This window comes from Streptomyces sp. Q6 (assembly GCF_036967205.1).
Taxonomy (GTDB): domain Bacteria; phylum Actinomycetota; class Actinomycetes; order Streptomycetales; family Streptomycetaceae; genus Streptomyces; species Streptomyces citrinus.
On the sequence record NZ_CP146022.1, the window covers coordinates 1,626,478 to 1,643,122 of the forward strand.

Below are 16,645 nucleotides of genomic sequence, written 5' to 3' on the forward strand. Positions count from 1 at the left end.
ACTACCGAAGGAGACTTTCGTGGCCATCCGCGTCCTACTGGTCGATGACCAGCCGCTGCTGCGTACGGGCTTCCGCATGATTCTGGAGGCCGAGCAGGACATCGCGGTCGTCGGCGAGGCCGGAGACGGCCTTCAGGCGCTCGACCAGGTCCGCGCCCTCCAGCCCGATGTGGTCCTCATGGACATCCGGATGCCCCGGATGGACGGCGTCGAGGCGACCCGGCAGATCACGGGTCCCGAGCGCGACGGTCCGGCGAAGGTGCTGGTCCTGACCACCTTCGATCTCGACGAGTACGTCGTGGAGGCGCTGCGGGCGGGGGCCAGCGGTTTCCTCCTCAAGGACGCCCCGGCCAATGAGCTGGTGCAGGCGATCCGTGTCGTGGCCGCCGGCGAGGCGATGCTCGCGCCGAGCATCACCCGCCGTCTCCTCGACAAGTACGCGGACCATCTGCCGTCGGGCGAGGAGCCCGTGCCGGACACGCTGCACACGCTCACCGAGCGGGAGGTCGAGGTCCTCAAGCTCGTCGCGCGCGGCCTGTCGAACGCGGAGATCGCGGCCGACCTCTTCGTGAGCGAGACGACCGTGAAGACCCATGTCGGCCATGTGCTGACGAAGTTGGGGCTGCGCGACCGGGTGCAGGCGGCCGTGTACGCGTACGAGAGCGGTCTGGTGCGCCCCGGCGCGCAGTGAGGCGGCGGGCCCGCCCCACGTCGAAGGCGGCGGTCACCCGAGGGTGGCCGCCGCCTTCGTCGTGTCCGGGGGAATCCGTGGTGGGGCTCAGCCCTTGCTGATCTCCCAGAAGCGGAACACGGTCGAGGCGTCGAGGCAGTTCTCCAGGCCGTAGACGTTGTCGCGGGCGATCGCGTACTGCTTGGCCTGCCACACCGGCAGGATCGGCAGTTGGTCGGCGACGATCTGCTGGAGCTGCTCGTAGTCCTTGGTGGTGGAGGCGCGGTCGCTCTGGGCGCCGGTCTCCGGGATGATCGTGCCGGTGATGGTGCTGTTGGTGTAGTTGTTCCCGAGGACGTTGCCGTCGCCGAAGAACGGCTGGGTGAAGTTGTCCGGGTCCGGGTAGTCGGGCACCCAGCCCTTGACGTACACGCCGTACTTGCCGGACTTGATGTCCCGCTCGTACTGGGCGAACTCGACGGACTTCACCTGGGCGTCGAACAGGCCGCTCGCGTTGAGCTGCTTGGCGATCGCCTTCAGCTCGGCGTCCGTGGCGGGTCCGTAGCGCGAGGGCGTGGACCACAGGGTCAGCCTGACCTTGCCGGTGATGCCGTCGGCGCGCAGTGCGGCGGCGGCCTTGCTCCGCGAGGGGCGGGCCCCGTACGTGTCGAAGAACGCGGTGTTGTGGCCGGTGATGCCCGCCGGGATGATCGAGTACAGCGACGTGGCCGTGTTGTCGTAGACCTCGTCGATGAGGGCGTCGCGGTCGATGAGGTAGGCCATCGCCTTGCGGACGCCGATCCGGCCGACGACCGGGTCCTTCATGTTGAAGACGAGGTGCTGCACCTCGGCGCTGGTGCCCTCGATGACGTTCATGTCCTTGGTGGAGGACGTCTCGATGTCGGAGATGTCCTGCGCGGCGAGCCCTCGGTAGGCGAGGTCGACGTCGCCGGCGAGCAGGGACTTCTTCAGGGCCGCCTGGTCACCGTGGAAGAACTTCATGGTGACGCCGGAGTTCTTGACCTTCGCGGTGCCCTCGTACGAGGAGTTGACCGAGAAGACCGCCTCCTTCTTGCCGTACGAGTCGAGCTTGTACGGGCCCGAGCCGACGGCCTTGCCGTCCGTGCGCAGCTCGCCCGCGGGGTACTCGGTGTGGTCGACGATCGAACCGGCGCCCGAGGCGATCTTGCTCGGGAAGGTCGCGTCGGCGTACTTCAGCCGGAAGACGACCGTTCGGGCGTTCGGCGTCTCCACCTTGTTCAGCATCGGGAACATGATGGCGGGGCCGGCGTCGTCGTTGATCTTCATCATGCGGTCGAAGGAGAACTTGACGTCCTTCGAGGTGAGCGCGTGACCGTTGCTGAACTTCAGGTCCGAGCGGAGCGTGCAGGTGTACGTCTTCGTGTTGTCCGTGAAGTGGCACTCCTTGGCCGCCTCGGGCTGCGGCTCGGTGCCGCCGTTGGGGAAGCTGAGCAGCGACTGGAAGACGTTGTTGAACAGCAACCACGAACCCGGGTCGTAACCGGACGCCGGGTCGGTGGCCTGGATGTCGTCGGACATGCCGACGACGACGGACTCTCCGGTTCCGGCGGTGTCCCCGTCGTCCGACCCGCAGCCGGTCAGAAGAGCGGCGGCCAGTCCGGCCGCGAGGGGCGGAACGAGCCACTGGTTGCGCATTCTCACGTGCGTGCCTTGTCGTCGTCGGTCGGAGATGGGCGACGGGGCGGTCCCGGCTCCGGGACCGCCCGCACGGGAGGGTCAGCCGCTGACGCCGCGGCCCAGCTCCCACAGCTGGAGTTCGGAGGTGACGGACAGCGCCCACTCCGCACCGGTGATGTCGTCCCGCGTCGCGATGTACTGCTTGCTCTGGGTGAGGGGCAGGACGGGGACGTCCTCGGCGACCACGTTCTGGATCTGGCCGAGGGTCTTGGACGCGCTCGCCCGGTCGGCCTCACGCCGGGAGGCGGGGATGAGGTTGCGCCGGACGGTGTCGTTGGCGTACGTCGACGCGAGGAAGTTGTCCTTGTCGAGGAACGGTGCCAGGAAGTTGTCGGCGTCGGGGAAGTCGGCGACCCAGCCCATGCCGTAGACCTGGTAGTCGCCGGCGAGCTCCGCCGCGCGGAACTTGGTCCAGGTCTTGGTCTCGTGGAGTTCCGTCTTGAACAGGCCGCTGCCGTCGAGCTGCTCGGCGAGCAGCTCGAACTCCTTCTTCATGACCGGGCCGTAGTGGTCCTGGGTGTAGTGGAGCGAGAGCTTCACGGGGGTGGTGATGCCCGCCTCGCGCAGGATCGCCGCCGCCTTCTCCTTGTCCGGGTCGCTGTACTTGTTGAAGAAGGCGTTGGAGTGGCCCACGATGCCGGCGGGGACGAGCGAGTACAGCGACTCGGCCGTGGACTTGTAGGCCTCGGCGGCTATCTGCTCGCGGTCGACGACCTGCGCGATGGCCTGCCGGACGGCCTTGTTGCGCACCTCGCCCTTGCCGAGCGAGAACCCGAGGAAGTTCGTCTCCAGGCCGGACGTCTCGATGAAGTTGATGCCTTCGGGGGCGCTGGCGGAGAACTTCGCGATCTGGTCGGGCGTCAGCTGGCGGCCCATCACGTCGATGTCGCCCTTGTCCAGTGCCGTCGCCATGGCGTCGGCACTGGCCATCGGGCGCAGCTCGGCCTTGTCGCTCTTGACCTTCCACTCACCCTTGTAGTGCGGGTTCTTGGAGAAGGAGATCTTGACGACCTTGTTGTTCTTGACCTCGGCGTTGGCGGTGTACACGCCCGAGCCGTCGATCGAGAAGCCGCCCCGCAGCTTCTTCTTCTCGTAGTGGTCGGGGTTGACGATGGCCGCGGCGGGCGTGGCCAGCTTGTACGGGAAGGTCGCGTCGGGGGTGTTGAGGTGGAAGACCACCTGGTTCTTGTTCACGACCTCGACGGTGTCGATCGTGGAGAGCAGGCCGGCGATGCCGCTGTCGCTGTCGATGTCCCGGACCCGGTCGATCGAGTACTTCACGTCGGCGGCGGTCATCGGCCGGCCGTCGGAGAACTCCAGGCCCGAGCGCAGCGTGCACGCGTAGCGCTCGCTGCCGGTGTCGGTGAAGCGGCAGCTCTGCGCCGCCTCGGGAACCGGCTCGCCGCCGCCCTTGGGCACGGCCACCAGCGTCTGGAAGGTCTGCCGCAGCACGTTCCAGCTGCCCGCGTCGTAGGCGTAGGCCGGGTCGAACGGGGCCGGGGTGTCGGAGGTGACCTCGAACTGGTCCGTCGTGCCGACCACGATGGCGTCAGCGTCACTGCCGCTGTCCGTGCCTCCACACGCGGCCAGCGCGGGGGCGAGCAGGCCAAGGGCGGCCGACAGCACCAGTGTCTTACGGTTCATGCTCGACGTTCTCCAGAGCTTGAACCCCCCGGCACCGCCGCACGGGTGGGCGGCAGGGACACGAGGGGCGGGGCGATGTTCTCGCGACGAGATTAATAGGCGGGTGGCCTGGGCCCGAAGGCGCCGGAGAGGGGCACCCATCACGCTGCGGAATCAGGCGTGGACGCACCGAAAACACCTCAGGAGGAAGGTTCGGCGCAGGGGGCGACCAATCGGGACACAAGGTCACCCGCGGGGGGACGCAGGGGCGTCGGCCAGCACGCGGGCGCACACCTGTCGACCCCCCGTCGAGTGGGAAAGGTCACACCTTCAACTGGGTTGAGGGGCGCGGCAATTCGGCCACGCCGACGGGTTCAGGGCGTCATCAGGCCGTGCAGGAAAGGCAGGTTGACGTGCTCCAGGGACGGCACCACGGTCCGGCGGTGGGCCGGCTCGATCGGGGTGACGGACGGGACGGCGACGACATGGCACCCCGCCGCCTCGGCCGCCGCGACGCCGGTCGCGGTGTCCTCGATGACGGCGCAGCGCTCCGGTGCGGCGCCGAGCCCCTCGGCCGCGATCAGGTACGGGTCGGGGTGCGGCTTGGTCCGGGCGACCTCGTCACCGGCGATGGTCAGGTGGAAGTTGCGGTGCCCGAGCGAGTGCAGGACCCGGTCGATGATGCGCCGGTGGGAGGCGGAGACCAGCGCGGTGGGCACCCGGTGGGCCGCGAGTTCCGCGAGGAGCCGGGCGGCGCCCGGCATCAACGGCAGGGACTGGCTGATGCGTCGCTCGAAGCCGTCGTTGAGCAGCACGGTCACCTCGGGCAGGGTGATGTCGGCGCCGGTGGCCTCGATGAGGAATCCGGCGCTGCGGCTCATCGGGCCGCCGACGACGACCTGGCGCCAGGAGTCGTCGAGGGTGTGGCCGAGCGCGGCGAAGACGGCCACCTCGGCGTCCCACCAGAAACCTTCGGTGTCGACGAGGGTCCCGTCCATGTCGAGGAGCACGGCCTGCAAGGTGGAGCCTTCGGCCGATCGGGTACCGAGTGCGGGGACCGTACTGGTCATCCGGTCACACCTCCATGAGGGACGAAGAGGCCGGTCACCCTCCCTGGCGGAAGGGCGACCGGCCTGCGCTGGACCGACCAGTGTACGACCGGTACCGATTACCGCGCGTTGAAGTACTTCGCCTCGGGGTGATGGATGACGATCGCGTCCGTGGACTGCTCGGGGTGCAGCTGGAACTCCTCGCTGAGGTGCACGCCGATCCGCTCGGGCTCCAGGAGCTGCGCGATCTTGGCGCGGTCCTCCAGGTCGGGGCAGGCGCCGTATCCGAGCGAGAAGCGGGCGCCCCGGTACTTCAGGGCGAACATGTCCTCCATCACGGACGGGTCCTCGCCGGCGAAGCCCAGCTCGGAGCGGACCCGCGCGTGCCAGTACTCGGCGAGCGCCTCGGCCAACTGGACGGACAGGCCGTGCAGTTCGAGGTAGTCGCGGTAGGAGTCGGACGCGAACAGCTCGGCGGTCGCCTCACCGATCCGGGAACCGACGGTGACGACCTGGAGGCCGACGACGTCGATCTCGCCGGACTCCTCCGGGCGGAAGAAGTCGGCCAGGCACAGGCGGCGGCCGCGGCGCTGGCGCGGGAAGGTGAAGCGGGTCCGCTCGTTGCCCTGCTCGTCGAGGATGATCAGGTCGTCGCCCTTGGACACGCACGGGAAGTAGCCGTAGACGACGGCCGCCTCCAGCATGTTCTTGGTGTGCAGTTCGTCGAGCCAGCCGCGCAGCCGCGGGCGGCCCTCGGTCTCCACGAGCTCCTCGTACGTGGGTCCGTCGCCGGTCCGCGCCTGCTTCAGGCCCCACTGGCCCTTGAACAGCGCGCCCTCGTCGAGCCAGGAGGCGTACTCCTTGAGCTGGATGCCCTTGACGACGCGGGTGCCGCGGAAGGGCGGCTCGGGGATCGGGTTGTCGACGGCGACGTCCGAGCGCGCGGGCCCGTCGTCGGGGCGGTCCTCGATCTGTACGGTGGCCGCCTTGACGCGGCGCTGCTTGAGCTCGGGCAGGGTCGCGCCGGGCACGCCGCGCTTGACCGCGATGAGCGCGTCCATCAGGCGCAGGCCCTCGAACGCGTCGCGGGCGTAGCGGACTTCGCCCTCGTAGATCTCGTGCAGGTCCTGCTCCACGTACGCGCGGGTCAGGGCGGCGCCGCCGAGGATGACCGGGAAGTCGGCGGCCATCTTGCGCTGGTTGAGCTCCTCCAGGTTCTCCTTCATGATCACGGTCGACTTGACCAGGAGCCCGGACATGCCGATGACGTCGGCCCTGTGCTCCTCGGCGGCTTCGAGGATCGCGGAGACGGGCTGCTTGATGCCCAGGTTGACGACGTTGTAGCCGTTGTTCGACAGGATGATGTCGACGAGGTTCTTGCCGATGTCGTGGACGTCGCCGCGCACGGTGGCCAGGACGATGGTGCCCTTGCCCTCGGCGTCGGACTTCTCCATGTGCGGCTCCAGGTAGGCCACCGCGTTCTTCATGACCTCGGCGGACTGGAGCACGAACGGCAACTGCATCTGGCCGGAGCCGAAGAGTTCGCCGACGACCTTCATGCCTTCCAGCAGGGTGTCGTTGACGATCTCCAGGGCGGGCCGCGCCTGGAGGGCCTCGTCGAGGTCGGCCTCCAGGCCGTTCTTCTCGCCGTCGATGATGCGGGCCTTGAGGCGCTCCTCCAGCGGCAGCGCGGCGAGCTCCTCGGCCTTGCCCGCCTTCAGCGACTTCGCCGTGGCGCCCTCGAACAGCGCCATCAGCTTCTGGAGCGGGTCGTAGCCCTCCGCGCGCCGGTCGTAGATCAGGTCGAGGGCGGTGGTGACCTGTTCCTCGTCGAACCGGGCGATCGGCAGGATCTTCGAGGCGTGCACGATCGCCGAGTCGAGGCCGGCCTTCACGCACTCGTCCAGGAACACGGAGTTGAGGACGATGCGCGCGGCCGGGTTCAGGCCGAAGGAGATGTTCGACAGGCCCAGCGTGGTCTGCACGTCGGGGCGGCGCTTCTTCAGCTCGCGGATCGCCTCGATCGTCGCGATGCCGTCCTTGCGGGACTCCTCCTGACCCGTACAGATGGTGAACGTGAGGCAGTCGATCAGGATGTCCGACTCGTGGATGCCCCAGTTGCCGGTCAGGTCCTCGATGAGCCGCTCGGCGATGGCGACCTTGTGCTCGACGGTGCGGGCCTGGCCCTCCTCGTCGATGGTGAGCGCGATCAGCGCGGCGCCGTGCTCGCGGGCGAGTGCGGTGACCTTCGCGAAGCGGGACTCGGGGCCGTCGCCGTCCTCGTAGTTGACGGAGTTGATGACCGCGCGGCCGCCCAACTTCTCCAACCCGGCCCGGATCACCGGCACTTCGGTGGAGTCCAGGACGATCGGCAGCGTCGAGGCGGTCGCGAAGCGGCCGGCCAGCTCCTCCATGTCGGCGACGCCGTCGCGGCCCACGTAGTCGACGCAGAGGTCGAGCATGTGCGCGCCCTCGCGGATCTGGTCGCGGGCCATCTCCACGCAGTCGTCCCAGCGGCCTTCCAGCATGGCCTCGCGGAACTTCTTCGAGCCGTTGGCGTTGGTGCGCTCGCCGATCGCCATGTACGCGGTGTCCTGGCGGAACGGGACGGTCTGGTACAGGGAGGCGGCGCCGGGCTCGGGGCGCGGGTCGCGGGCCGGCGGGGTCATCTCGCGGACCCGCTCGACGACCTGGCGCAGGTGCTCGGGGGTGGAGCCGCAGCAGCCGCCGACCAGCTGGAGGCCGTAGCTGTTGATGAAGTTCTCCTGCGCGTCCGCCATCTCCGGCGGGGTCAGCGGGAAGTGCGCGCCGTCCTTGCCCAGGATCGGCAGACCGGCGTTCGGCATGCACATCAGCGGCGTCGTGGAGTGCTGCGCGAGGTAGCGCAGGTGCTCGCTCATCTCGGCGGGGCCCGTCGAGCAGTTCAGACCGATCAGGTCGATGCCGAGCGGCTCCAGGGCGGTCAGCGCCGCGCCGATCTCGGAGCCGAGCAGCATCACGCCGGTGGTCTCGAAGGCGAGGGAGCAGATCAGCGGGACCGAGACGCCGAGGGCGTCCATCGCGCGGCGGGCGCCGATCAGGGACGACTTGGTCTGGAGCAGGTCCTGGCTGGTCTCGACGATGAGCGCGTCGGCGCCGCCGGCGAGGAGGCCCTCGGCGTTCTGCTGGTAGCCGTCGCGGATCGTGGCGTAGTCGATGTGGCCGAGCGAGGGCAGCTTGGTGCCGGGGCCGATGGAGCCGAGCACCCAGCGCTGCCGCCCGGTCCTCGCGGTGAACTCGTCGGCGACCTCGCGGGCGATCCGGGCGCCGGCCTCGGACAGCTCCACGACCCGGTCGGCGATCTCGTACTCGCTCGCGGCGGTGAAGTTCGAGCCGAACGTGTTCGTCTCGACGCAGTCCACGCCGACGGCGAAGTACTCCTCGTGCACCGAGCGCACGATGTCGGGCCGGGTGACGTTCAGGATCTCGTTGCAGCCCTCGAGGTTCTGGAAGTCCTCAAGAGTGGGGTCCTGCGCCTGGAGCATGGTTCCCATCGCGCCGTCGGCCACCACGACACGGGTGGCGAGGGCTTCGCGGAGGGCGTCCACACGGGCGCGGGAATCGGATGCGGGCGTTGGCAACGAGGCCATGAAAGTGCTCCCTGAGGTGCGACGGCTGTCGGCTTTACGGCTCCACTGCTGGAGGCGCACCCGGTCAGGGTAACGGGGACCCCCACCCCGTCGCGCGGGCGTCCACGGGCCGGAACGGCGGGGACGAACCGTGGCCGGGGCGTGCATGTGGTGTGGGCGAAACGAAACGGGTGGAAATATTGGCGCACGCCGCGCTCGCAGGAGGTCGGCAACGACCGATACTGTTCGTCATTGCCGAACGTTGCACGGTGAGAAGCGACGGTGAGAGAACCGAGGGAGGAAGGGACTGCGATGGCACGCAACATCCAGTCGCTCGAACGGGCCGCGGCGATGCTCCGGCTCCTCGCGGGCGGTGAGCGGCGGCTCGGCCTCTCCGACATCGCCTCCGCCCTGGGCCTCGCCAAGGGCACGGCCCACGGCATCCTGCGCACGTTGCAGGCCGAGGGGTTCGTGGAGCAGGACGGACCGTCGGGGCGCTACCAGCTGGGCGCGGAGCTGCTGCGCCTGGGCAACAGCTACCTCGACGTGCACGAGCTGCGCGCGCGGGCGCTCGTGTGGACCGACGACCTGGCGCGCTCCAGCGGCGAGGCCGTCTACCTCGGCGTCCTGCACCAGCAGGGCGTACTGATCGTGCATCACGTCTTCCGGCCCGACGACAGCCGGCAGGTCCTGGAGGTGGGGGCGATGCAGCCGCTGCACTCGACCGCGCTCGGCAAGGTGATCACGGCGTACGACCCGGTCGCGCACAGCGAGGTGGTGGAGGCCGAGCGCAAGGAGTTCACGGCGCGAACGGTGTGTGACATCGCGGACTTCGAGTCGGTGCTCGATCTGACCCGCGCGCGCGGGTACGCCGCCGATGTCGAGGAGACCTGGGAGGGCGTGGCCTCCGTCGCGGCCCCGATCCACGACCGGCACCGGATGCCGGTGGGCGCCGTCGGCGTGACCGGCGCCGTGGAGCGGGTGTGCACCAAGGAGGGCGAGCTGCGCCCCGAACTCATCGCGGCCGTACGGGACTGCGCCCGCGCGGTCTCCCGTGACCTGGGCGCCAGCAGGTTCTGACCCGCGCGCACCCTCCCTTCGACTCCCGAGCCCCGCTTCCGAGCGGGGCTTTTCGCCGTTCAAGGTGCAGCTTGCACCTTTCCGCGCGACCATCGGGGGACGCCCGTCGGAACGTGCGACAGGTGATAGCCGGAAACGATCAATAACGATCGTGCTTTCGATAACACAACCCTTGACGAGCGAGTAACCGCAGAGCGAGACTCGCGTCCATCGGTCGGCATTGTCGAACACCTACCGGCAATACGCGCTAGAGTGTGGACAGGCCAGGCCGCGACCCGCCCCTCCTGTGGGGGCTCGGACCACCGGAAAGGGACCCGGAGGTTCGTACTCGGGTTTTCCCCTGGACGAAGGACAAAGGAGTCGCGGGTGTCCAGCCACGACATCTTCCTCGGCGAGACCATAGGTACCGCCGTACTCATCCTGCTGGGCGGTGGCGTCTGCGCCGCCGTCACGCTCAAGCGCTCAAAGGCGCAGAACGCCGGCTGGCTCGCCATCACCTTCGGGTGGGGTTTCGCGGTCCTGACCGGTGCCTACCTGGCGGGCGGCGTCTCCGGCGCCCACCTCAACCCGGCGGTCACCATCGGCCTCGCCATCGAGGGCGGCACCAAGTGGAGCGACGTACCGCTCTACCTGGCCTCCCAGCTCCTCGGTGCCATGATCGGCGCGGTGCTGGTGTGGCTGGTCTACTACGGGCAGTTCCACGCCCACCTCACGGACGAGGACGTCCTCAAGGCCCACACGGGCAACGGTGAGGAGGGCATGGTCGACCCCAAGGCCGCGCCCAAGGCCGGTCCGGTGCTCGGCATCTTCTCCACCGGCCCGGAGATCCGCAACGCGGTGCAGAACCTCGTCACGGAGATCATCGCCACGATCGTGCTCGTCCTGGCGATCCTCACGCAGGGCCTGAACGACGGCGGCAACGGCCTGGGCACGCTCGGCGCCCTGATCACCGCGCTCGTCGTCGTCGGCATCGGCCTCTCGCTCGGCGGCCCGACCGGTTACGCGATCAACCCGGTCCGTGACCTCGGCCCCCGCATCGTCCACTCGCTGCTCCCGCTGCCCAACAAGGGTGGTTCGGACTGGTCGTACGCGTGGATTCCGGTGGCGGGACCGCTCATCGGCGGCGCCCTCGCCGGCTGCATCTACAAGCTGTTCTGAGCGACACGACAGCGACAGACAGCCACAGACAGCGACGAGACCGCGAACCGACCACGCACCACGAGGAGCACACCGTGACCGACGCACACACCGCAGGACCCTTCATCGCGGCGATCGACCAGGGCACCACGTCCAGCCGCTGCATCGTGTTCGACAAGGACGGCCGGATCGTCTCGGTCGACCAGAAGGAACACGAGCAGATCTTCCCGAAGCCGGGCTGGGTCGAGCACGACGCGAACGAGATCTGGACGAACGTCCAGGAGGTCGTCGCCGGGGCCATCACCAAGGCCGGCATCACCCGCGACGACATCAAGGCCATCGGCATCACCAACCAGCGCGAGACGACGCTGCTCTGGGACAAGAACACCGGTGAGCCCGTCCACAACGCCATCGTCTGGCAGGACACCCGCACCGACGCCCTGTGCAAGGAGCTCGGCCGCAACGTCGGCCAGGACCGCTTCCGCCGCGAGACCGGCCTCCCGCTGGCCTCGTACTTCGCCGGGCCCAAGGCCCGCTGGCTGCTCGACAACGTCGAGGGGCTGCGCGAGCGCGCCGAGGCGGGCGACATCCTCTTCGGCACGATGGACAGTTGGGTCATCTGGAACCTGACGGGCGGTGTCAACGGCGGCAGGCACGTCACCGACGTCACCAACGCCTCGCGCACCATGCTGATGAACCTGCACGAGATGCAGTGGGACGAGCGCATCTGCTCCTCCATCGGCGTGCCGATGAACATGCTTCCCGAGATCCGTTCCTCCGCCGAGGTCTACGGCGAGGTCACCGGCGGCAAGCTCGGCGACGTGCTCGGCGGCATCCCCGTCGCGTCGGCGCTCGGCGACCAGCAGGCGGCCCTGTTCGGCCAGACCTGCTTCGCGGAGGGCGAGGCCAAGTCCACGTACGGCACCGGCACCTTCATGCTGATGAACACCGGTGACAAGGCCATCAACTCGTACTCCGGGCTGCTGACCACGGTGGGCTACCAGATCGGCGACCAGAAGCCGGTCTACGCGCTCGAGGGCTCGATCGCCGTCACGGGCTCCCTGGTGCAGTGGATGCGCGACCAGATGGGCCTGATCAAGTCGGCCGCCGAGATCGAGACGCTGGCCTCCAGCGTCGAGGACAACGGCGGCGCGTACTTCGTGCCCGCCTTCTCCGGCCTGTTCGCCCCGTACTGGCGCTCGGACGCGCGCGGTGTCATCGCGGGTCTGACCCGCTATGTCACCAAGGCGCACATCGCGCGCGCCGTCCTGGAGGCCACCGCCTGGCAGACCCGCGAGATCACCGACGCCATGACGAAGGACTCCGGCGTCGAGCTGACCGCGCTCAAGGTCGACGGCGGCATGACCTCCAACAACCTGCTGATGCAGACCCTCTCGGACTTCCTGGACGCGCCCGTGGTGCGTCCGATGGTCGCCGAGACGACCTGCCTCGGCGCCGCTTACGCCGCCGGTCTCGCCGTCGGCTTCTGGTCCAACACCGATGACCTGCGCGCCAACTGGCGGCGGGCCGCGGAGTGGACCCCCCGCATGGACGCGGCCACCCGCGACCGTGAGTACAAGAGCTGGCTCAAGGCCGTGGAGCGGTCCATGGGCTGGCTCGAAGACAGCTCTGTCGAGGAGTAAGACCCCAGATGAGTACCCCCACCCTCCAGACCGTGCCTGCCCTCGGAACGCACCCGGCCGGCGGCTCCAACCCGAGCCGCGCCGAGACCCGCGAGCAGCTTTCCAAGGCGACGTACGACCTCCTGGTCATCGGCGGCGGCATCCTGGGCATCTCCACTGCCTGGCACGCCGCGCAGTCCGGTCTCAGGGTGGCGCTGGTGGACGCCGGCGACTTCGCCGGCGCCACCTCCTCCGCGTCCTCCAAGCTGCTCCACGGCGGTCTGCGCTACTTGCAGACCGGCGCGGTGAAGCTGGTCGCGGAGAACCACTTCGAGCGGCGTGCGGTGTCGCGCAACGTGGCACCGCACCTCGCCAACCCGCTCACCTTCTACCTGCCCGTCTACAAGGGCGGCCCGCACGGCGCGGCCAAGCTGGGCGCGGGCGTCTTCGCGTACAGCGCGCTGTCCGCGTTCGGTGACGGGGTCGGGCACCTGCTCTCCCCCGGCAAGGCGCAGCAGGACGTGCCCGAGCTGCGGACCGAGGGCCTCAAGGCCGTGGCCGTGTACGGCGACGACCAGATGAACGACGCGCGCATGGCGCTGATGACCGTCCGCGCGGCCGTCGACGCGGGCGCCGTGGTGCTCAACCACGCCGAGGTCACCGGCCTGCGCTTCACGCGGGGCCGGGTCACGGGCGCCGAGCTCAAGGACCGCACCAGCGGCGAGGAGTTCGGTGTGAACGCGCGGCTCGTGCTGAACGCGACCGGGCCGTGGGTCGACCACCTGCGCAAGCTGGAGGACCCGAACGCGGCGCCCTCCATCCGTCTGTCCAAGGGCGCGCACCTGGTCATGAAGCGGACCTCGCCGTGGAAGGCCGCGCTCGCGACGCCGATCGACAAGTACCGCATCACGTTCGCCCTGCCCTGGGAGGACATGCTCCTGCTCGGCACGACCGACGAGGAGTACGAGGGCGACCCGGCGGACGTGTCGGTGACCGAGAAGGACATCGAGCAGATCCTCGACGAGGCGGCCTTCTCCGTACGGGACCAGCAGCTGAAGCGGGAGCTGATGACGTACGCGTTCGCCGGCCTGCGGGTGCTGCCCGGCGGCCCCGGCGACACGTCGAAGGCCAAGCGCGAGACGGTGGTCACCGAGGGCCGTGGCGGCATGCTGTCCGTCGCGGGCGGCAAGTGGACGACCTTCCGGCACATCGGCCGTACGGTCATGCAGAAGCTGGAGTCGCTGCCGGGCCACCCGCTCGGTGACGACTTCGAGCCGATCAAGGAGCTGCCGAAGCGGCTGCCGCTGCCCGGCGTCGCCAACCCGCGTGCCGTCGCGCACCGCCTCCTCGTCGACAACCCGGCGCCGGGCCCGCGGATGGCCGCCGACACGGCGAAGCACCTGGCGACGCACTACGGCTCGCTGGCCTTCGACATCGCGCGGCTCGCCAACGAGAACCCGGAGCTCGGCGAGCGGATCCACCCGGACGCGCCGGAGATCATGGCTCAGGTCGTCTACGCGCGCGACCACGAGTGGGCCGAGACGACGGACGACGTGCTGCGCCGCCGTACGACGCTGACGATCCGCGGCCTCGCCTCGGACGACGTGCGCGGCAAGGTGCAGGACGTGCTCGACAAGAAGTAACCGCCGTTGCCTGTCTCGGACATGAGGGGCGGCTCCCACGGGGGGAGCCGCCCCTCAGGGCTGTTCGTGGGCGCTGCCATGCCGCGTACATACGCCCGCAATGTCCGCAGGTGAAGGTGGGGTCATGCCTCAGAACCCCTTCCTTCTCGGGCTCGCGCTCACGGGCGATCCGAGCCTTGGCCCCGACGACTTCGTCCGTCTCGTGCGCCGCGCGGAGGCGGCCCGGATCGCGTTCGTGAGCGTGGAGGACGGGCCCGGCCGGCTCGACTCGACCGTGCTGCTCACGCTCGCCGCGCGGGAGACGACGCGCATCGGGCTCGTCCCGCTCGGTCCCGTGCTCGGGCAGCCCGCCGGGTACGCGGCCCGCTACGCGACGCTCGATCTGGTCAGTGGCGGCCGGGCCGGAGTGCGGCCGCGGATCGCCGCGGACGACGTCGAGCACGACCGGATCCTGAAGGTGCTCGGCACGCCGGAGGGCGACGCGCTGGTGGCCGAGCTCTTCGAGCGGGCAGCGGAGTTCACCGGCCGGGTCGCGCGGGAGTGGGACAGTTCGGGGGCCGCGCCGCAGGGCAGGCCGCCGCTGATCTCGCTCGCGCACGACACCGTGCCGTACCGGTTCGCGGCCCGGCGCGCCGACGTCGTCCTGGTCACGCCGTTCGACGTACCGGGGCTGCGCCGCATCCGCTCCGAGGTGGACGCCCTGGCGGCCGAGGAGGGGCGCGGCCTCAAGGTGCTCGCCGATCTGAACGTGCTGCTCGCCCCGACAGCCGCCGAGGCGGAGGAACGGCGGGCCGCGCTGGGCGCGTTCGAGTCCGACGCCGCGCTGTTCACCGGCACCCCCGAGGGGCTCGCCGACCGGCTGGAGGAGTGGCACCGCGAGGGCGGCGCCGACGGCTTCCGGATCCGGCCCGTCGCCGTACCGCAGGACGTGTACGCGCTCGTGGACCGGGCCGTGCCCGAGCTGGTCCGGCGCGGGCTGCTCCCGGAGGCGTACGAGACACGGACGCTGCGGGGGCACCTGGGCCTGACGGAGGTGGCGGCGTGAGGTTCCAGGTCCTGTCGATCATCGGCCACGCGCCGCACCCGCTGACCGGTGAACTACCCACCGCCGCGGACCGGTTGGCGCAGGTCGTCGACGTGGGGGTCGCGGCGGAGGAGCTCGGCTACGACGCCTACGCGGTGGGCGAGCGGCACGCCGGGGCGTTCCTGTCGTCGAGCCCGACGGTGGTGCTCGGCGCGCTGGCCGCCCGCACGACCCGTATCAAACTGCTCACGGGCGTCACCGTCGTCGCGATCCTCGACCCGGTGCGGGTCGCCGAGGACTACGCGACGCTCGACCAACTCTCGCGCGGCCGGATCGAGTTGGTGATCGGCAAGGGCGCCGAGGCGGGTCACTTCGATCTGTTCGGGCTCGACGAGGCGCGGCAGTGGGATCTCCAGGAGGAGAAGTACGAGCTGCTGCGCCGGCTGTGGACGGAGGAGGGGGTGGACTGGGACGGGGAGTTCCGGCCCGCGCTGAAGGGGGTGACGACGGTGCCGCGTCCGTACGCGGGCCTCCCCCGCGTCTGGCACGGCTCGGCGACCTCGCTCAACTCCCCCGAACTGGCCGCACGGCACGGCGATCCGCTGTTCACCGCGAACGCGATCCAGCCGCGGGCCGCGTACGCGAAGCTCATCGACCACTACCGGGAGCGGTTCGAGGCGTACGGGCACGATCCGGCGAAGGCGCATGTCGCGGCGGGGTCGGGCGGGCTGCTGATCGCGGACACGCACGAGCAGGCCGTCGCCCGCTACCGGGAGCTGTACGAGGCGAAGGTCGCGCAGTCCTTCAAGCCGCACCTGGCGGGCAAGGCGGGGTACAACACGCCGTTCCGCACGATCGAGGACGCCATCGCGGACGGGCCGCAGCTCATCGGCTCGCCGCAGCAGATCATCGACAAGATCCTCGGCTACCACGAGGTGTACCGGCACGATCTGCAATCGGTGACGGTGGACGCGTTCGGGCAGGGCACGAGCGAGCAGGTGGAGACGCTGCAACGGTTCGCGGAGGAGATCGCGCCGGTGGTGCGGCGGGAGGCGCCCAGTTCGCTGTGGGCCTGAGCACGGGTCAGTCCTCCAGGTCGTCCGAGTCCACGATCGAGTGCTCCAACTTGCCGAGCAGGCGGGCGAGTTGGCGGCGCTCGGACAGGGAGAGCCCGGCGAGCGTCCGGCTTTCGTCGTCGAGGCGTTCGGCGCACACCTCGTCGACCTTCGCGAGGCCACGAGAGCGACAGCCGCACCGTCCCGGCGGGCAGCTTCACGTTCTCCACCATGCTGCTGCCGCCCGGCGCCGAGGGCCCGGCCCACGCCCACCACGACCTGGTGGCGTTCCTCGTCCTGGAGGGCGAGGAACGCGTGGGCGTCCAACGCGGGGCTGAGCGTCCCGCCGAAGGCCCCCACCCGGCAGCCCCCGCACCACCCGTACGCCCATAATGGTCCGAGACATCGGAGGTAT

General features: G+C 69.7%; 13 protein-coding genes. 8 read left to right on the plus strand and 5 right to left on the minus strand.

The features are described 5' to 3' along the window. The first annotated feature begins 19 nt into the window (after positions 1-19). Positions 20-691: a response regulator transcription factor gene (locus tag V2W30_RS07695; RefSeq protein WP_338694715.1), complete on the plus strand. Its 672-nt coding sequence runs from the start codon at positions 20-22 to the stop codon at positions 689-691. An 87-nt stretch (positions 692-778) separates the two neighbouring features. On the opposite strand, the gene V2W30_RS07700 is transcribed toward V2W30_RS07695, so the two are convergent. From V2W30_RS07700 to metH, 4 genes are all read right to left on the minus strand, one after another. Next, a complete protein-coding gene (locus V2W30_RS07700; RefSeq protein WP_338694717.1) occupies positions 779-2,353 on the minus strand; it encodes an ABC transporter substrate-binding protein in 1,575 nt (524 codons plus the stop codon). Between the two features lie 75 nt (positions 2,354-2,428). Continuing rightward, the gene (locus V2W30_RS07705; protein ID WP_338694719.1) at positions 2,429-4,033 is read right to left on the minus strand and encodes an ABC transporter substrate-binding protein; all 1,605 of its coding nucleotides are present in this window, start codon (positions 4,031-4,033) and stop codon (positions 2,429-2,431) included. Positions 4,034-4,386: 353 nt separating this feature from the next. Beyond that, on the minus strand, positions 4,387-5,082 hold the full coding sequence (locus V2W30_RS07710; RefSeq protein ID WP_338694721.1) for an HAD family phosphatase: 696 nt from the start codon (positions 5,080-5,082) through the stop codon (positions 4,387-4,389). Positions 5,083-5,180: 98 nt separating this feature from the next. Continuing rightward, positions 5,181-8,690 (minus strand): methionine synthase, encoded by a 3,510-nt coding sequence (gene metH, locus V2W30_RS07715; RefSeq protein ID WP_338694723.1) that lies wholly within the window; start codon positions 8,688-8,690, stop codon positions 5,181-5,183. A gap of 291 nt (positions 8,691-8,981) precedes the next feature. On the opposite strand from metH, the gene V2W30_RS07720 reads away from it, so the two are divergent. The 6 genes from V2W30_RS07720 to V2W30_RS07745 all read left to right on the plus strand — a co-directional run bounded on the left by V2W30_RS07720 (position 8,982) and on the right by V2W30_RS07745 (position 16,251). Beyond that, positions 8,982-9,749 carry an IclR family transcriptional regulator gene (locus V2W30_RS07720; protein ID WP_338694724.1) on the plus strand — a complete coding sequence of 256 codons (768 nt, stop codon included), beginning with the start codon at positions 8,982-8,984 and terminating at the stop codon, positions 9,747-9,749. Positions 9,750-10,115: 366 nt separating this feature from the next. Beyond that, on the plus strand, positions 10,116-10,907 hold the full coding sequence (locus tag V2W30_RS07725; RefSeq protein WP_338694726.1) for an MIP/aquaporin family protein: 792 nt from the start codon (positions 10,116-10,118) through the stop codon (positions 10,905-10,907). A 74-nt stretch (positions 10,908-10,981) separates the two neighbouring features. Next, positions 10,982-12,529: a glycerol kinase GlpK gene (gene glpK / locus V2W30_RS07730; protein ID WP_338694728.1), complete on the plus strand. Its 1,548-nt coding sequence runs from the start codon at positions 10,982-10,984 to the stop codon at positions 12,527-12,529. An 8-nt stretch (positions 12,530-12,537) separates the two neighbouring features. Beyond that, positions 12,538-14,151 (plus strand): glycerol-3-phosphate dehydrogenase/oxidase, encoded by a 1,614-nt coding sequence (locus tag V2W30_RS07735; protein ID WP_338694730.1) that lies wholly within the window; start codon positions 12,538-12,540, stop codon positions 14,149-14,151. 124 nt (positions 14,152-14,275) lie between these two features. After that, positions 14,276-15,196 carry an LLM class flavin-dependent oxidoreductase gene (locus V2W30_RS07740; RefSeq protein WP_338694732.1) on the plus strand — a complete coding sequence of 307 codons (921 nt, stop codon included), beginning with the start codon at positions 14,276-14,278 and terminating at the stop codon, positions 15,194-15,196. Beyond that, positions 15,193-16,251, plus strand: coding sequence for an LLM class flavin-dependent oxidoreductase (locus V2W30_RS07745; protein ID WP_338694734.1), 1,059 nt, complete (start codon positions 15,193-15,195; stop codon positions 16,249-16,251). The genes V2W30_RS07740 and V2W30_RS07745 overlap by 4 nt, the downstream gene beginning before the upstream one ends. A 7-nt stretch (positions 16,252-16,258) precedes the next feature. On the opposite strand, the gene V2W30_RS07750 is transcribed toward V2W30_RS07745, so the two are convergent. Beyond that, positions 16,259-16,390, minus strand: a complete 132-nt coding sequence (locus tag V2W30_RS07750) for a hypothetical protein (RefSeq protein ID WP_338694735.1) — start codon at positions 16,388-16,390, stop codon at positions 16,259-16,261. A 71-nt stretch (positions 16,391-16,461) separates the two neighbouring features. Between V2W30_RS07750 and V2W30_RS41525 the strand changes: the two genes are divergently transcribed. Beyond that, the gene (locus tag V2W30_RS41525; protein WP_425244502.1) at positions 16,462-16,623 is read left to right on the plus strand and encodes a hypothetical protein; all 162 of its coding nucleotides are present in this window, start codon (positions 16,462-16,464) and stop codon (positions 16,621-16,623) included. Positions 16,624-16,645: the final 22 nt, after the last annotated feature.

Excerpts from the sequence above, each read along its gene's own strand:
- V2W30_RS07705 (WP_338694719.1), bottom strand. The coding sequence starts at position 4,033 with ATGAACCGTAAGACACTGGTGCTGTCGGCCGCCCTTGGCCTGCTCGCC.
- V2W30_RS07710 (WP_338694721.1), bottom strand. The coding sequence starts at position 5,082 with ATGACCAGTACGGTCCCCGCACTCGGTACCCGATCGGCCGAAGGCTCC.
- metH (WP_338694723.1), bottom strand. The coding sequence starts at position 8,690 with ATGGCCTCGTTGCCAACGCCCGCATCCGATTCCCGCGCCCGTGTGGAC.
- V2W30_RS07720 (WP_338694724.1), top strand. The coding sequence starts at position 8,982 with ATGGCACGCAACATCCAGTCGCTCGAACGGGCCGCGGCGATGCTCCGG.
- V2W30_RS07735 (WP_338694730.1), top strand. The coding sequence starts at position 12,538 with ATGAGTACCCCCACCCTCCAGACCGTGCCTGCCCTCGGAACGCACCCG.
- V2W30_RS07740 (WP_338694732.1), top strand. The coding sequence starts at position 14,276 with ATGCCTCAGAACCCCTTCCTTCTCGGGCTCGCGCTCACGGGCGATCCG.
- V2W30_RS41525 (WP_425244502.1), top strand. The coding sequence starts at position 16,462 with ATGCTGCTGCCGCCCGGCGCCGAGGGCCCGGCCCACGCCCACCACGAC.